The organism is Olegusella sp., assembly GCF_057238325.1.
The window spans coordinates 35,349-52,083 of record NZ_DBHHGF010000010.1; the positions used below are offsets into that span (position 1 = coordinate 35,349).

A 16,735-nucleotide genomic window follows, 5' to 3' on the forward strand; every position below is an offset into this window, starting at 1 on the left:
TTAAGTTCTTACGCGCTCTAAGTTCTTACGCGCTCTCGACAAGACTAACACCTCTACGAGATGTCCCATGCAGCAAATCGGCAGTTGGGCGATACTTAACTGCATGAATACAACATTTGCCGAGCTCGGGCTAAACGAGCAGATCCTCTCAGGCGTTGCAGAACTTGGTTTTGAAGCACCAACTCCTGTTCAGGCGCAAACCATCCCGCAGATTCTTAAGGGTCGCGACATGGTCGCCTCCGCTCAGACCGGTACAGGAAAAACAGCTGCTTTTGCGCTGCCCACTCTGCAGCTGATTGCTGATTTACCTACAGCAAAGCAGGGTAAAAAGAAGACGCCTACACCTCATGCGCTTATCATTACTCCTACCCGAGAACTGGCGCAACAGATAGAAAAAGTTGTCTCAGCAGTCTGTAAACACACTGGCCAACATGCCGTCATTATTATGGGTGGCGCAAGATTTGATCGTCAGATTCGCAACTTGCGCGCAGGCTGTGACCTACTGGTAGCCACTCCCGGACGTTTACTTGACTTAATGGAACGCGGTAGTATCAGCCTTGCGCAAGTACGTGTAATGGTGCTTGATGAAGCTGATCGTATGCTTGATATGGGCTTTTGGCCAAGCGTACGCCGCCTGCTCCAGGCGCTGCCAAAACAACATCAGACCCTGCTCTTCTCGGCCACGCTTCCCCCATCAATAAAGTCCACAGTCGACGCAATGCTACACACGCCGGCGGTGGTCGAAATTTCCCAGGTGGGCGAAACCGCCGATACGGTTGAAGAACATCTGTGCCCTGTTACTCAGGGGCAAAAAGCAAGTCTGCTTATTGCCTTGCTGAATGCAAGCAAACCTGAACGCATGTTGGTATTTTGCCGCACTAAGCGCCGCGTCGATGAGACAAGCAAAGCCCTTAAGGCAGCAAATATCAAGGTTGGGGAAATGCATGCAGACCATCCTCAACGCGCTCGACAACGAGCTCTTGAGAGGTTTCGCACAGCAAAGGTGCAGGTACTCATCGCAACTGACGTTATGAGCCGTGGTATTGACGTGTCTGGCATTGATGCGGTTGTCAACTACGACGTGCCTATGGACCCCGAAGACTACATTCATCGCATTGGCCGTACTGGTCGTGCAGGCGCCACGGGTATGGCTTATACCTTTGTTGCTCCCGATGAAATCAGTCAGTTGCGCGAGGTTGAGTACTTTACAAAGAAGCTCATTCCCAGCTGGGATCTTCCTGGCTTTGCCTACGATACGTCACGCATTGTGCCTAACGCTGGTCGCAGCACCAACAAACCCATGCGTACCATGTTTCGCGGGTCTAGCGCACGCGGACACAGCATGTCTGGCGGACGCTTTGGTAGGCACCTGTAAACCACATGTAAGCGGAATCTTTCTCAGCATCCATGTTCTCAACCACAGCGCGGTCTCTACTTCGTATTATTAATGTACTAATCCATTTGCAAATGAAAGGCAGCGAAAATGTCCACTTCTTCTCTTAGTCCGGAGGGACGCCGCGCGGCCATTCTCGAATACCTTGCACGCAATGACAAAATAACGGTGGAGCAAGTAGCAAAGCAATTTAATGTGTCTGAAGTCACTGTTCGTAATGACTTTAGGACACTTGAGTCAACAGGCAAATTACATCGAACTCGTGGTGGCGCATCATCTACCATGCGCGCAATTTCTCTTTCATACCCTGAGGAGCGTTTGGGTATCAATGCAGAGGCGAAGGATGCTATTGGAAAACTTGCCGCTCGCTTAGTAAAAGATGGGGACACTATAGCGGTAGACTCTGGATCTACCACTTATTATTTTATCCGCCATCTTGTGAATAAACGCAATCTCACGGTAGTTACAACTGATATTACGATTGCAAGCTTTGCAGCATTTAGTATTCCAAATGCTGAAATTACTATGCCAGGAGGCACGCTTTATAAAAACCATCTTTACTTAACAGGGCCAATTACAATTAGAGATCTTCGTAACCTATATGTCGATAAATCTTTTTTGTGCTGTGATAGTTATAGTTCCGGCCATGGATTTACAACTAAACATGAAGAAAGTTCTGAAAATAAGCGTGCGATTATTTCTCATTCAAAGATAAGAGCGTTGCTCATGGACGCTTCAAAAGTAGGGCACCCTAATTTTAGTAAATTTGCTGGAATAGCTGACTTGGATTACATCGTTATGAATGATGATCCCAATGGAATTGTCGCATCTGATATTCAAGCAGCTAGCGAAGTATGGAGCAGTGTACCCAAACTACTGCTCACTCGCGATTTTGAGTAACTATGTCTTTGTGTCTACTCGTCTATTACCTAAAGCATTGTTCCAATTGCCTCGCCTTGAATACCTAAGACGAGGCAATTTTTATCTCCCTAGGTTTTAGTTTTCTAAACGCTTTTTAATTACTTCTACTAGACTGCTAGCACCTAGGCGCGTAGCCCCAGCTTCAATAAGCGCTTGTGCTTCTTCGATGCTATGTATACTGCCAGATGCTTTTACTGCCACTCTTTCTCCTGCGTGTGTATGCAAAAGCCCTACATCAGCAACAGTTGCCCCATCCATTGAAAAGCCTGTAGAAGTTTTTATAAAATCAGCTTTCGCTTGAGTTACAAGTTCACAAAGTTGGACTTTTTCCCAATCGGAAAGCAAGCAGGTTTCAATAATCACCTTAAGGATGCGTCCGCCACTTACTACAGAACGAACTCCGCGAATTTCATCAAGCACACTATCAAAATCACCTGAGGCAACAAGACCAAGATTGACAACCATATCAATCTCATCCGCTCCATCATCAATAGCATGTCGAGCCTCATTGACCTTGGTTATCGTATCGACATTTCCATTAGGGAATCCAACAACTGTTGTTATCTTTAGTCTTCCTTCTACATATTTGTGTCCCTGATACACAAAATAGGGAGGAATGCATGCGGATGCACATCCAAAATGAATAGCATCGTCAAGTACAGTTTTTACATCATTCCAAGTGGCACGCTGATTGAGCACCGTATGATCACATAATGCCAATACTTTGCGCTCTTCTTCTGTAAGTGCGGGAGCGCTATCCCAATAAGCTTTATCCGCTTCAGTTGCCACACAATTAGTACCCATGGGTTGTAAGTTTTTAAGTTTTTCATCCAGCTTATCTACGATGTCGTTTGGATTGATGTTTGCGATGTCCGTAGCATCAATTTCAATTAAATCACCCAAACAAAACTCACCGTAATGCTTGGAAGTAACACGCCATTTTAAAAGCTCAAAATCGACAAACTGATCTGCCTCAGAGGGATTTTCAAGTGTTGTTCCTTTACGGTAATGACTCACTATATGAGCGAGATGGCGATGTCTTAACGCATCACGCTGGCGCAAGCGCTCATAAATTACGTGAAGATCTCCAATGAAACGTATAGTCACGCTTCCATATTCAAACTTTTTAACTAATGACTTCAGATTGGCATATTGCTTTTCACTAAAAGGATAATCAGTGACTATACGTTGTCCCTGACGCATAATACGTTCGATTTCGTTGTAATACTCAACCCATACGCTACGCTCAAGCTCGTCTTTTTGTTGAGCATTATCAAATCCAATATCCTCCCACATACGCTCTTTAATCATATCGGGAGTCATTAAAATAAACTCTGGATGTCTCTTGAGCAGAGCCTTGGTAAAGGTGGACTTACCAGTTGCGGGATAGCCAGCAAGAATAACAATCGCGTTTGTCATAGGTTCTCTTTCTGGAAAGTAATCAACTCGCATATTAAAGAATGGGTCGGCATCATGCATGCTGCCGACCCAGCCCTATACTCGTTTATTTTGAACCACGCCTAGATACGGTACAGGGCAATTTTCTCTTTAATAACCTCTGCAACTTTCTCGTTTGCGGGAACCAAAATATTACGAGCGGAATAAACGGGAGTATTCTCAGGTTTCTCAAGATTTGCTTTAGCAACATCTTTCCAAACCTTCAGCAGCTCAGTTCCCACATTGAATTTCTTCATACCTTCGGCCGCGAGACGACGCATATCATCATCCGAAACACCCGTACCACCATGAAGGACAAGCGCTACGTCACCAAGTTGGGCTTTAAGGGTATGCAGTAGATCGTAGTTAATCTTGGCCTTAGATTTCCATTGTCCATGTGTCGTACCGATAGAAACTGCCAAGGCATCAACATTTGTCTCATTTACAAAACGCATAGCGTCTTCTGGGGTGGTATACATTGCTTGGTCTTTAGCAACGACAACGCCGTCTTCAGATCCGCCAATTGCACCAATTTCCCCCTCAACAGAAATTTTTGGACTGTGGTTATGCGCAAAAGCAACAACCTTCTGAGTGTTAGCAATGTTTTCCTCAAGAGGCAACGCAGATCCATCGTACATAACCGAGGTAAAGCCAGCGTCAATCGCCTTTGCAAGCGCTTCAAAACTCTTGCAGTGATCCATATGGAGGGCAACGTTAATAGGAGAATCATCAGCAATGGAACGTACAACTGCAACCATTTGCTTATATCCAATGTATTCAACCGTACCAGTAGAAGTTTGAAGGATGATGGGGGCGTTCATTTCCTCAGCAGCGCGAATCATTGCAGGAATGACCTCAAGACTGTGAATATTAAAGGCGCCAATACCGCCTTTGCCCTCGTTTTCCTTAAACATATCAATCATATTTTTATACATGCGCTGTATCCTTTCATTCAGAGAACTCTGATATATAAATTGGAGCTATCAGGCGGTAAATTGCTTTGTAGAGTTAGGCTATTTACCTCGCAATTGGTCTTTTGCAACCTGCATGATTTCCTGCATTTTTCCGAGATAAGCCATAGCGCCTTCAGAGTCTCCCGCTTTGGCAAGCTGCTGTCTTTTTTTGTTATAAAGAGATTGAAGCGCTTTTGAAGCAGGTCCCATTTCGCGCTTATTCTCAAAACTTAGCTCGTACACTTCAATTGCTTTATCAAGCTCTCCCGCAGCATCAAAAGCGGCGCCAGCCCTGTTGTACAAGTCAACAAGCGCATCAGCCGAGGAGGTTTCCGCCTGTGCAAGCAAATCGTCAGCCTGTTTGACTAGGGCATCATGATCAATAGCTAGATCTTCTTTGACTTGAGGAGTGGCGGCTGCCTTTTCTTTCCTTCTGAACCTAAACATAGATTCTTCCCCCATCAAAATACGCTTTGGTAACTGTATGAAAAGGGAGTCCACCCCCGATAATAAGTGTGGACTCCCTTAAAAAAATATGTTTAACCAAAGAGGCCAGGAAGCATTGCAAGCATGCCAGCAAGAGCAGTATCAACGTCGGTAACAGTAAGATTTACAAAGCCAACCTGAGCAAGCATAGGACCAAGAATTGCGGGGATGAGCATAATAAAAATGCCATGCGCAATGCAGCCAATAATAGTGACCACCAACTGCGTTGCAGAAGACACCTGCGGTACCACCTGCAAAGAAGTTACTCATAACACCAGGAATAACAATGGGGAGGCCGGGGATTGCCATGGTTAAGAACATACCGATAATCGAACCAATTGTAGTAAAAATGAAACCCATAATTACTGCATTAGGTGCATATGCAAAGGTAACTGGGCAATCAAGGGCGGGGCGAGCATCTGGAACCAACTTCATGGAAATACCCTGGAATGCAGGAACGATGTTAGCAAGCAAGAGGCGTACGCCAGACATCAGGACATAAAGACCCACAACAAATTGCAAGCTCTGGAGGAAGCATGCAACAAGCCAGTGCAAGCTAGAGCTGCTACCAATGGACTCAAGGTAATACTGATAGCCTGCATCGCCACCAGCGATGGCTGCAACCAGATAGAAGATAAACATTACCACCCAAACAGAAACATATGTATCGCTTAGGAAAGAGAGACTTTCGGGAAGCTTGACATCTTCAGTGGAGTGATCAACATCGCCAGTCACCTTAGAAACACCTGCTGCGACTAAGTAACCGATAGTGCAAAAGTGACCAAGAGCAATATCGTCACTACCCATAATTTTGCGCATAATTGGCTGTGCAATAGCGGGCATCATTGTTGCAAAAATACCGCCAAGAATAGAAGCCGCGATAACCAGCGCGGGGCCGCGAAGACCAGTAAAGAAGAAGCCAACGACTGTAAGAGTAGACATCCAGAGAAGAGCCTGACCAGTCAGAAAGACATACTTGAACTTGGTTACACGGGCAAGAATAATGTTCACGATAAAAATGCCAAGTAAGGTAAGCGCAATACTTCCACCGAGACCAAGCTCATTCATTGCTTGGCCATTAATGCCCTCAATAGAAGCAACTAATGCGCCGCTGGTACCCGTGAGCCCAAAACCAAAATTAAAAACATCACCAAAATAGGTCAGGGATGCTTGGACCACAGCAGAACCAGCAGAAAGTACCAAGAAACCAAGCATAGTAGAAAATGTACCAGTAAGAACTTCCCCCACAGATTTCTTCTGAAGCGCGAGGCCAAGAAGTGCGATGAGTCCAATGACAACGGCTGCCTGGGTTAATACATTACTGATAATCCAGTTAATGATTGTCATATTCCCTCCTCCATCTCATTACAAATCTTTCATGCATTTGTGCTTTTATAAGGAGGTCTCTTCGATCGTACGATTCGCCTACCAAGCAATTTCTGTCGAACGAAGAGTGCCTTTGGTGTCGACGCGAGAGCGCCGGCACCTTCTTTTAGGAGATAACTCCCATTTCTTTCAACACGGGACTGACTCTGCTTTCAATCTCGTTAACATCTACAAGACTCTTGAGAAAAACAAGGGGTTTATCCGCAGAAACCTTTCCCCTAATTTGCTTTTCATAAGTAGAAGCTGCAACGATTAAATCAACGTTGTTCGCAAAACCACCAATACTTGCAACATCCGTATGATCAACCTTTGCATCAACGCCAAGCTTTTTCATTACCCTCTCAATGGACATTTGAGCAACAAAACTACTTCCCAGTCCCGCACCGCATACCGCCATTATCTTTAGCATGGAATTCACCCCCTTATTTCCCTCAAGCAACTTGGACCTATATATGTGCAGCAACAAAGTACATTGCAGAACTTACTAATATATAAATACTTTAATCTTCTAGTTGATTTCCCGCCTCGATTATTGCGGTATAGAGTTCCATGGGGTTTTCTTTTTCGAGTAGTGCATCTACAGCAGCATCATCCATGCAAATAGAGGCTATAACTCGAATAACTTGCACATGGGATGTAGGATCCTCGGCTGAAAGAGCAAATAGTAATCGCACAGGCCATTCGGGCATGCCGCTAAGAGGAATTGCTTTGTCTTTAAACACTATTGGGTGTGCAAGGCGTGTGACTGACAACTGCTTTTTTATAGCCCCTTCTTCAGGACGAGCGTGAATTAAAGCAATATTATTCGCAAGAACATAATAGGGACCAACGCTCAGTGTATCCGCAATGATGTTATTCGCATATTCCGGAGTAACGAACCCACCCTCTTCAAGAGCTTTAAGACTCACGTGAATTGCCTCGCGCCAATCATCAACATGGTCAACAAAGCGCACGTTTTCAGGAGCAAGCAATTCAGAGACGGTAGGTAACGTTTCATCACTCATATTTACTCTCCTTGCGCTCGTTAGCCAAGAGGCTCATGTCGCACCGATTTCCCTTAAATAAGAACTGTCAGAGTAATTACTTCTTTCATTAGAAAGTAATTTCGATAATAACCATATAAATATACTCGCAAGATATTTCTTGCTTGCTTTACTGTAAACGGTAGATATATCTCCATAAACGGTAGTTATATATCATATCTTACAATTTTATACTTACGATTCGCTTTCAACTTGTATTTTATTAACTCCTATAACGATATATTTTTTCTTTCGTTTGATAATTCATATTATATAGAGGCCGTTAAGAAAAGCTGTGCAGCTGAACGCATGCCGTATCTGTTTATCTATGTGTCGATCTACGCCTTATCTACACCTCAATCTGTTGCAACCTCAGGTTGCAACAGATTATTCTGCAAGTCTTCTAGCTGCATATATATGTAAAACACGCAGTTAGAAAGCCTGACGTTGCAACCTGAGGTTGCAACATCTTGGAGCAGGCTGGGTGTTAGAAGCCACACTCCATTTCACACGAGACACCAAAAGCCACGCTCTGCTTCATGTTAGGTGCCAAACGCCACATTCCATTTCACACCGAGTGCCAAAAGCCACGTTCTGCTTCACCTTTTTTGCCAAAAGCCACACTCTGTTTCACGCGAAAAAAATCTACCTGCGCAAACGTGAAGGCCGTTGAAGAGATATGTGGCTTTTGACATTTTTTCTGAAACAGAACGTGGCGTTTAGCAAGCAGGGCCGTGCTGCTTGAAAGAATGCGTGACCTTTGACATGCGATTGCGGAAATAGACCGAAGATTCAAAAGCACCTCTAGTAACATATTTGTTGATGAAACATGTTTTTGGGTCAAAGGCCACAATAGCAGCTTCATAAAAAGAAAACCCCGCCGGGTAGACGGGGTGAAAGATGCTGGCGGAGGGAGAGAGATTCGAACTCTCGGGACGCGATGGCGCCCGACGGTTTTCAAGACCGTTGCATTCAACCGCTCTGCCATCCCTCCAAAGGATGTGCAATATCCTAGCGCAAGAGCTTTTTGCGTGTGGGCGACACCATAGCGGCACTGATAATTGCTGCACATAGAACGCATTAGCTACATTGGTACACATAATAAATAGCGTCATAGCAACGTAGGAGCAAAAATGAGCGAAATCGACGAATACTGGATGCACATTGCTCTTAAAGAAGCTGCTGTTGCAGCACAAGAAGGCGAGGTGCCTATCGGTGCCTGTGTCGTCGCGGATGGCAAGCTTATTTCACGCGCGCACAACCGCCGCGAGATAGATGCTGACCCAGCAGCACATGCAGAATTTCTTGCTATGAAAGAAGCAGCACGTAAACTCGGCCGTTGGCGCCTGACAGGTTGCACTGTCTATGTAACTCTAGAACCCTGCTTTATGTGTGCTGGTCTGATGATTAACTCTCGCATTGACCGTTGTGTCTATGGAGCCGCTGACCCCAAAGGCGGTGCCCTTGGCACGTTATACGATCTCAGTAATGACACACGTCTCAATCATGCTTTTGATGTAACTGCTGGTATTTGTGCTGAAGAATCGGCACAACAACTCAGAGAGTTTTTTCGAAATAGACGCAAAAAGAAATGATATGTATTGCTAAGCCAAACACCCAACTTCTGTCATATCCAATTTTTTTGCATTCGAGCACGATAAAGCTAGCATTTTGCGCTAACGGTCCAAAATCGGCGTGTACAATACCTTGTGCAAAACAATTTGCGCCGTCGTGCGCACAAATAGAAAGGTCATCGATGAAACCTCGACCTCACAGTCGATGACCCCAAGGCGTCCTTGCTGGTCGCACCTTGGGGTGCCACTCGTCGGCAGCAGCTGCTGAGCCTTGCTGCCCCAACCAGCTAAGGAGCCCTCTTATGATTTATCTCTCCCAAATGGTGGGAAACCCTGTATACGACCTCGAAGGTGAGCAGATTGGTCGCGTCAACGACCTTGGTATTGCTACTGGCGAGGTGTTTCCCCGCGTTACGAGCCTTGCAATCGTCGGACCAGGCAAGACACCTTTTATGATTTCCTGGCGCAAGTATGTTGACACCTTTAATGAATCCGAAGTGCGTCTAAGAGTTATCAAAACGGATATTCGCTTCTCGTATCTCCAGCCCAACGAGGTTCTTATTGCTCGTGATCTCTTGGACAAACAGATTGTAGACACCCGCGGCATGCGTGTTGTCCGCGTCAACGATCTTAAGTTCTCAGATACCAGCTCTTCCCAGTTACGACTGCTGGGTGCCGAGGTAGGCGCCCGCGGTATTTTGCGCACTCTCTCCCCTCACCTTGAGACTATTGCCCTCAAACTGGCAAAAACCTTTGGCAAGTCCTTACCTGAGCGCATCATCGCTTGGAACTACATGGATCTGCTTGACCGCGACTTATCTGATGTAAAGCTCTCGGTATCTCACAAGACACTCGATGATATGCACCCTGCTGATATTGCAGACATTATCGAGCGCCTGGATCCACGTCTGCGTGGTCAGGTTTTTGCCCAGCTTGATGACGAGCAGGCCGCCGACGCTATGGCAGAAATTGATGAGGACAAGGCTGCCGAGATTATGGGCGACCTCGATGAGCGTTCGGCATCGCGCATGCTATCCGAGATGGACCCCGACGACGCAGCTGAGCTTGTGAGCGAACTTGATTACGATAAGGCGGAAAAACTCCTTGCCCTGATGGGCATCAAAGAACAAAAGGCAGTGCGTCAGCTGTTAGGATATCGCGAGGATACCGCTGGACGTATCATGACTTCAGAGTTTCTCTCGCTACCTGAGGATGCAACCGTTGCCGATGCAGTAGAGGCAATGCGCAGACTTGATGAGGATTTTGAAACCATTCGCTATCTCTACGTCGAAGATGAGGAAGGTTTGGTCACAGGTGCCATCTCACTCAACGATCTCATTGTTGCAACGGATGGTACTCATCTCAAAGATCTCGCTTCCGATGAACTCATCACTGCTGGTCCCGATGATGACCAGGAAGATGTTGCCGAAGGCATTGCCAAATACAATCTTCTTGCAATGCCTGTAGTAGATGACAAAGGCAAGATGTTAGGTGTTGTCACCGTTGACGATGCACTTGATGTTATGGAAGAAGAGCATGCCGAAGACCTGCAAATTGCTGGTGCTCCGCGTAGCGACACGGGCGACCGCCCGCGCGATCTCTTTATTATTGTTGTGCGCAACCTTTGGTTTCCCTTTTGGATTGCAGGTATTGTCGCTTGTATTGCGCTCTTTGGTAAGAGCTTTGGCACCCCTGCTGCGCTTGCGTCGGCAGCCGTCTTGCCTGCAGCGCTTATACTTGCCGATGCCGCCGCTAGCTACGCAACGAACTTCTTTCTTGAATACAACTCTGATGATGAAGACAGTCCTTCTATCGCAGGCTTCTTCCTCAAAGGCATCGCAATTGGATTGCTCTTTGGCTTGGTGTTAATAATAACCAGCGGCCTTTTACTGCCCGCACTTCATCTACCTCATGAGCTTGCAATTCTTGGTGATGCAGTAGGTCATAGCTTTGCCGCAGGCGCTGGCACTGTAATAGCATCCTTTGCACTCTCGCTAGTCTGGTTGCTCATTTTGCGCCACCGTGATAACAAAAACAAAGAGACTTCGGGACTTGCGCTGAGCGTAGCTGCACTAACTGCGGCACTCATTATTTTCCTTGCCCTCATCAATCTTTGCGGCGTAGGAATCACGGGGTAGCGTATGGCAGAAGCTATCAAGCAAAACGAAAAATTACAGCACAGCCTATCTGACGAACACTCCGAGCCAAGTTCTAAGAGCAAGGTGACAAACACAAACAAAGCTGGTATTGCAGCAATTCTTGCCGCTATGGGTCCTGGCATACTTACTTCACTTGCAGGTATGGATGCGGGTGGTATCGCAACCTTTTCGACCGAAGGTGCAAGCTATGGCTTCGGAATGCTTTGGTCGATTCCTATTACCTGCCTGTTATTGATGGTGGTGCAGGAAACCTCAGCACGTATGGCATGCGTCACTGGCAAGGGTTTTGCAGCTCTTGTACGCGAGCGTTTTGGTATCCGCATCTCAGCGGTTGCTATGGCAGCAACTATCATCTCTAACTTTGCCGTTACCCTATCTGAGTTTGCAGGCATCGCCTCGGGCATGCTGCTTTTTGGCGTGCCTCTACAGTTTTCGGTACCCGTAGCCGCTGTTGCGTCTTGGCTACTTGCCATGTCAGGCTCCTACCGTCGTATCGAAAAAATCTTACTAACCATTTCCTGCGTTTTTGTAACCTATATCATCGCTGGATCCATCGCTTGTAAAGACTGGGGCGGAGCGCTTACCAGCACGGTGATTCCGCAAATGTCAGGTAATCCCGCCTATATTTCACTATTAGTTGCCAGTATTGGCACTACTATCTCTCCCTATATGATCTTTATGGTCTCAAGCAATGTGGTCGAGAAAAACCTCAATGCCAGCGATATCCCAGGTCAGCGCGCTGATAATATCTCTGGTGCCCTTGTCTCACAAATTATTGCTTGGTTTATTGTGCTCACTACCGCAAGTGTTTTGCCCCTGGGCACACCCGTTAATGATGCAGCAAGCGCTGCCGCAGCGCTGGTACCTTTTGCTGGTCGCTATGCCATGATTATGTTTGCAGCCGGCCTTGTTGGAGCATCATTTTTGGCAGCCTGCGTACTTCCTGGTATCACCGCGAGCGCTGTATGCGAGGCTTTTGGCTGGGAGCGTGGGGCCGATCGTAGCTGGGCAGAGGCTCCCACCTACCGCGGTATTATTACAGCGATTACCCTACTTTCTGCAGGTATTGTTTTGATTCCCGGTGTCAATCTTTTTGGCATTATGATGGCTGCACAAGTTATCAACGGCGTGCTATTACCTGTTTTGCTCCTTTGCATGGTAAATATTGCAAGCGACCGTCACATCATGGGCAAGCATGTTAGCAGCAAAGCATGGACAATATTGACTTGGTTCACCATTATTACTGTCATAGTTTTGACCGTGATAATGTTTGTGCTACAGGCAGCAGGCGTGTAGCATCCCAACAAAGCTAAGACAACTTACGTAGGTTTTGCTTGGCAGAAAGCTCACTAACATCGATTCGCCAGGTCTTGGTATGAGCGAGGCTTCCGCAATCCGCCGGGTCAAAAAGCTTATAGCCACAATGCTCACAAAGACGACGAAGTGCTTTGCTCTTTTCTTCAGGCTCATTTAATTCATAGGCGATACCTCGACCAATCAAACTCTGATAGCGTGCTGTTATCCCATGTTTGATCTGGTCATAGCGGATAAAGCGATCAAATTCTACACAGACATGGGGATTTGCTTTTAGCAGTTCAACCTTATATCCACTCGGCGCGCCGTGAACATAAATGCGAGGAAATTCACCTTCCCAATCCCAGCCAAACGATAGAGGCACAATATAGGGAAACTCTCCGTCACACATTGCCACGCGCACGACATCACACGCATCTAAAAACGCACGCATCTCTTTGGGATTTGTCACCTGACGGTCTTTGCGAATCATAGTCGCCCCTATTTAGATGATTTTTTATATTCGTCAGCAAAAGAGCCAAGCATCGAACCAAATTTACCTAGTTGCCGACCTACTGCACGGGCGGCTTTGTCGCTGGATTTCTTATCCGACTTACTCGTGTGAGAAGCTTTTTTCTCCTGAGAAGACTTTTCAGCAACAGCAAGTGAATCTTGCGCCACACGCTTAGTTTGACCAATCATCTTGCCTAGGGCATGCGAGCCTTTATCCACCGCCTGAGTTGCTTCTTTACCTAGGCGTTTACCCGCTTCCTGTGCAGCTAAACTTGCACGGGCTGTCGCCTCACCCGCCTGAGCAGCAAGACCACCATTAAGTCCCAAATGTGCTGCTTCCCCATCTACAATCATGAACCCCTTTTGATAGCCACGTAACATCCGAACAGGGATTTCGACGGATCCCACCAAAGAACGTGCAGTACCGCCATCGCCTACAAAAAAAGTTTTAACCGCACCGGTGTGCTCATCAAAGGCAATATCGTTGGCATAACCCAACTCACGACCCGTATCGGTCTTAACATCCATGCCTTCCCAGAGAATGCAGTTGTCCCAATCAAGACCTAAACGGCTACGCGCCTCATCATCAAAACTTTCCATTACCCGAGTGGCATAGATACCATCTGCGTAAAACTCGCAGGAGTCCAGTGCCAAAAAAACATCCTCACGTTTAAACATCATCGCCATATCGCGACGTTTCACCAAAAATCCTACCAAGCGCTTACCACCAGGCGCAAACACCGCCATATGCACCTTGCCAATACGCAAAGGTTTTTTATCGGAGGCATTTTCGGGCGTAGTCAATTTTCCGCGTTCGTCACGAGGAATATAAACTGCTGTGTTGTACAGCTTGTTTGCCTGAAGCATGGGGTCTCCGTTCAAAAGTACAAGTCAAAGCAAATGGAGAAAAGGGACACCATCGCTCGATAGTGTCCCTCAGTTATTTATGAAGCAAAACGCAAGCTAATATCCACCTATTTACTCGGCGTCATCCTCTTCGGAATCCTCATCCTCGGAAACTACCTCAATGTGAACACCTTCAGCAGCGGCCTCGGCCTCAGCAGGCATATCCGCTACGGCAGCAACCTTGTCCTGAACAGTCTGCATGACATCCTGAACCTGCTCAGAGGTACTACTTACGGCACTTGAGAGTGAGTCGCGAAGCTGGTCCATGCGCTGACGAGCCAAATCGACCTTGGCACGAAGTTCATCTGTTGCAGCCCCCGGATCAGCCTTAGTGCTTGCCATCTTCTCATTGACAATGCGAGCACCACGCTCATAGGAATCAACAGCACTATCCCACACGTCGTTGACAGCATCAGCTGCCATGGCGCGGCTTTCAGCACCCGTGCGAGGGGCCAGCAATACACCAGCAGCAAAGCCGGCAGCAGCCCCAACGAGGGTTCCGCAGAGAAGACTTGCAACGTTTTTAGCACTCATGAAAGTTCCTCCTGTCAGTAAGCCCCTTGGGACTTGTTCTCAAACTCCAGAACAAGTATACCCGCGCAGGGGTAAATCAGCAGCCTTAACGTAGAACCCGAGGTGCGGGCATTGAGTCAAGCAGATCGTCAGCAGAGGTATTTTGCTGCTCTGCAAGTTCTGCTTCCTCATCTTCCTCTGGCTCAGACTCCTCATCGTCCACAGCTTCAAGCTCTTCTTCTGCAGACTCCGACTCATCCTCAGCAGCGTACTCGTCTTCATCTGCAGTATCGAGGCTCTCAACCATATTAATCAGACCCCGAACCGTCGCTTTAACATCAGGCTTAGGATCTGCGCCATCAGTGTATGCCCATTGCAGCAACCAAGAAGCGCTCATCAAAGCTCCTGCAACCAAAACGTCATCTGTACAAGCTAGCTCGATGTCCCAACCACGCGGATCGTCAGCTACTGCAAAGGTGCGACCTGAGAGAGTATCTCCTGCAATATCGGTCTGCGCAAGCAGTTCCACTGTTGTGTGCTCCAAGAGATGCGCGAGCTCTGTTGCGCCCATCACATCCTTGAAAGTTTTGCTGCTATCACCCAAACACACATGATCAACAATGTGCGGAAGCAGGTAGTACACACGAGCAGTGCCTTCAAGGTCGTCGCTTGTCATCAGAGGAGCATCGTCAGCAAGATGCACACGCGCAGTAAGCTTGCGCGGACCTACCTCGACTCGCGTAATCTCAAAGAACTGTGACATATCGTCTCCTACCTATTTCTGATAACTCTTTGCTACTGCCTCAGCACAACCGTCTATCTCTCTCGTTATTGTAGTGCTTGGGCTGCGTTCTCATCTGCCGAGCCAGCTATCTTGCCGTCAGCGGAAGCGTCTTTTTGTGGTGCCTTAACGCGCAGCATCGAGACGCGACGACCACGCGTAGATTGCACGCGAAAGACATAGCCTTCAAGTTCGAGCTTCTCACCAGGACGAGGCAGACGATCGAATTGCTCGATAACAAAACCCGCAACGGTCTCGTACTCCTCTGAGTCTTCAATAGGCCAGCCCAAATCAGCAGCATCCTCAATGGAAAAACGACCGTCTACCAGCCATTCATTTTCACTCAATTGGGTAAGATATTTGTTATCGGGATCAAACTCGTCTTCAATCTCGCCAACCACTTCTTCAACGATGTCCTCAACAGTAATCACACCTGCTGTGCCGCCATATTCATCCACTACGATGACCATTTGATCATGACTAGACTGCATCTCGGAAAGTAGAGGAATGATGTCTTTGGTATCGGGCACAAAATCAGCCGAACGAATAAAACCCGAGATAGGGTCATCCGCAGCAGACTCATCAATAATGGGCTCAATGATATCTTTGATGTGCGCAATGCCCACAATACGGTCAACCGTATCGTGATACACGGGAATGCGAGAATAGCCTGTACGACGCATGACCTTAAGCACCTCGCGTAGGCTCGTAGTATCCTCAAGTGCTGTCATATCTACACGTGGCACCATAACCTCACGGGCAATGGTATCGCCTAAGTCGATAACCTCATGAATCATCGACTTTTCTTCTTCACTTAGCTCATCAGAATCGGTAACCATATAGCGAATCTCATCTTCAGAGACATCTAAACGGTCATCGGTAGATTTGATACCAAAAGCAGTTGCAAGCCCATTGGCAGAAGCCGAGGTAAACCATACAAGAGGTTTTGCCAGCTTGGAAAACCCGTTAAGGAACCCGACCACACTCTTGGAAACCTCTACGGCATTTGCCATTGCCATGCGCTTGGGCACCAACTCACCAACAACAATGGAAAGATAAGAAACCACCAAGGTGATAAGGATGGGCGATAAAACCTTCGCAGTAGACGCTGAAAGTCCACAACCTACCATCCAGGCTGCAAAGGGTGTAGACAAATTGGTTGCCGCAAAAGCTGAGCTCGCAAAACCTACCAACGTAATTGCCACCTGAATAGCAGCCAAAAAATCGCCTGGCTCCTCGATGGTCTTGGAAACCTCAGCAGCGCGCTTGTCACCCTCTTCTGCCTCATGGTCAAGCACAGCTTTTTTGGTAGTCGACAGTGCCATCTCTGACATCGAGAAAAACCCATTGACAAGCGTCAAAAGAATAGTGACAAAAATACTAAGCGCAATATCCATA

General features: G+C 47.1%; 16 protein-coding genes and 1 tRNA gene. 5 read left to right on the forward strand and 12 right to left on the reverse strand.

Annotated elements, in window-relative coordinates; translation table 11 throughout:
- The first annotated feature begins 67 nt into the window (after window positions 1–67).
- Window positions 68–1,375, forward strand: coding sequence for a DEAD/DEAH box helicase (locus ACO5JD_RS07580; RefSeq protein ID WP_484988880.1), 1,308 nt, complete (start codon window positions 68–70; stop codon window positions 1,373–1,375).
- 108 nt (window positions 1,376–1,483) lie between these two features.
- Window positions 1,484–2,293 (forward strand): DeoR/GlpR family DNA-binding transcription regulator, encoded by an 810-nt coding sequence (locus ACO5JD_RS07585; protein ID WP_484988882.1) that lies wholly within the window; start codon window positions 1,484–1,486, stop codon window positions 2,291–2,293.
- 96 nt (window positions 2,294–2,389) lie between these two features.
- On the opposite strand, the gene deoC is transcribed toward ACO5JD_RS07585, so the two are convergent.
- The 7 genes from deoC to ACO5JD_RS07620 form a co-directional block, all read right to left on the reverse strand.
- Window positions 2,390–3,793 (reverse strand): deoxyribose-phosphate aldolase, encoded by a 1,404-nt coding sequence (deoC, locus tag ACO5JD_RS07590; RefSeq protein ID WP_484988884.1) that lies wholly within the window; start codon window positions 3,791–3,793, stop codon window positions 2,390–2,392.
- A 41-nt stretch (window positions 3,794–3,834) separates the two neighbouring features.
- Complete coding sequence (locus tag ACO5JD_RS07595; protein ID WP_021625199.1) at window positions 3,835–4,686, reverse strand: class II fructose-bisphosphate aldolase; 852 nt, start codon at window positions 4,684–4,686, stop codon at window positions 3,835–3,837.
- A gap of 78 nt (window positions 4,687–4,764) precedes the next feature.
- A complete protein-coding gene (locus tag ACO5JD_RS07600) occupies window positions 4,765–5,151 on the reverse strand; it encodes a hypothetical protein (RefSeq protein WP_484988886.1) in 387 nt (128 codons plus the stop codon).
- A 141-nt stretch (window positions 5,152–5,292) separates the two neighbouring features.
- The gene (gene ulaA / locus ACO5JD_RS07605) at window positions 5,293–6,537 is read right to left on the reverse strand and encodes a PTS ascorbate transporter subunit IIC (protein ID WP_484988888.1); all 1,245 of its coding nucleotides are present in this window, start codon (window positions 6,535–6,537) and stop codon (window positions 5,293–5,295) included.
- Between the two features lie 145 nt (window positions 6,538–6,682).
- A complete protein-coding gene (locus ACO5JD_RS07610; RefSeq protein WP_484988890.1) occupies window positions 6,683–6,985 on the reverse strand; it encodes a PTS sugar transporter subunit IIB in 303 nt (100 codons plus the stop codon).
- Window positions 6,986–7,076: 91 nt separating this feature from the next.
- Entirely contained in the window at window positions 7,077–7,580 is a 504-nt protein-coding gene (locus tag ACO5JD_RS07615; protein ID WP_021625203.1) for a PTS sugar transporter subunit IIA, read from the reverse strand.
- Between the two features lie 922 nt (window positions 7,581–8,502).
- Window positions 8,503–8,592 (reverse strand) — tRNA-Ser (locus tag ACO5JD_RS07620).
- A 139-nt stretch (window positions 8,593–8,731) separates the two neighbouring features.
- On the opposite strand from ACO5JD_RS07620, the gene tadA reads away from it, so the two are divergent.
- From tadA to ACO5JD_RS07635, 3 genes are all read left to right on the forward strand, one after another.
- A complete protein-coding gene (tadA, locus tag ACO5JD_RS07625) occupies window positions 8,732–9,193 on the forward strand; it encodes a tRNA adenosine(34) deaminase TadA (RefSeq protein WP_021625206.1) in 462 nt (153 codons plus the stop codon).
- 281 nt (window positions 9,194–9,474) lie between these two features.
- Window positions 9,475–11,310 (forward strand): magnesium transporter, encoded by a 1,836-nt coding sequence (locus ACO5JD_RS07630; protein WP_021625207.1) that lies wholly within the window; start codon window positions 9,475–9,477, stop codon window positions 11,308–11,310.
- A 3-nt stretch (window positions 11,311–11,313) separates the two neighbouring features.
- Window positions 11,314–12,627 carry an Nramp family divalent metal transporter gene (locus ACO5JD_RS07635; protein WP_021625208.1) on the forward strand — a complete coding sequence of 438 codons (1,314 nt, stop codon included), beginning with the start codon at window positions 11,314–11,316 and terminating at the stop codon, window positions 12,625–12,627.
- A gap of 13 nt (window positions 12,628–12,640) precedes the next feature.
- On the opposite strand, the gene ACO5JD_RS07640 is transcribed toward ACO5JD_RS07635, so the two are convergent.
- The 5 genes from ACO5JD_RS07640 to ACO5JD_RS07660 form a co-directional block, all read right to left on the reverse strand.
- Complete coding sequence (locus ACO5JD_RS07640; RefSeq protein WP_021625209.1) at window positions 12,641–13,117, reverse strand: pyridoxamine 5'-phosphate oxidase family protein; 477 nt, start codon at window positions 13,115–13,117, stop codon at window positions 12,641–12,643.
- An 8-nt stretch (window positions 13,118–13,125) separates the two neighbouring features.
- Complete coding sequence (locus ACO5JD_RS07645) at window positions 13,126–14,004, reverse strand: PRC-barrel domain-containing protein (RefSeq protein WP_021625210.1); 879 nt, start codon at window positions 14,002–14,004, stop codon at window positions 13,126–13,128.
- A gap of 111 nt (window positions 14,005–14,115) precedes the next feature.
- Entirely contained in the window at window positions 14,116–14,577 is a 462-nt protein-coding gene (locus tag ACO5JD_RS07650) for a YtxH domain-containing protein (protein ID WP_021625211.1), read from the reverse strand.
- An 85-nt stretch (window positions 14,578–14,662) separates the two neighbouring features.
- The gene (locus tag ACO5JD_RS07655) at window positions 14,663–15,319 is read right to left on the reverse strand and encodes a hypothetical protein (protein WP_021625212.1); all 657 of its coding nucleotides are present in this window, start codon (window positions 15,317–15,319) and stop codon (window positions 14,663–14,665) included.
- A gap of 65 nt (window positions 15,320–15,384) precedes the next feature.
- The gene (locus ACO5JD_RS07660) at window positions 15,385–16,734 is read right to left on the reverse strand and encodes a hemolysin family protein (RefSeq protein WP_021625213.1); all 1,350 of its coding nucleotides are present in this window, start codon (window positions 16,732–16,734) and stop codon (window positions 15,385–15,387) included.
- Between the last annotated feature and the right edge of the window lies 1 nt (window position 16,735).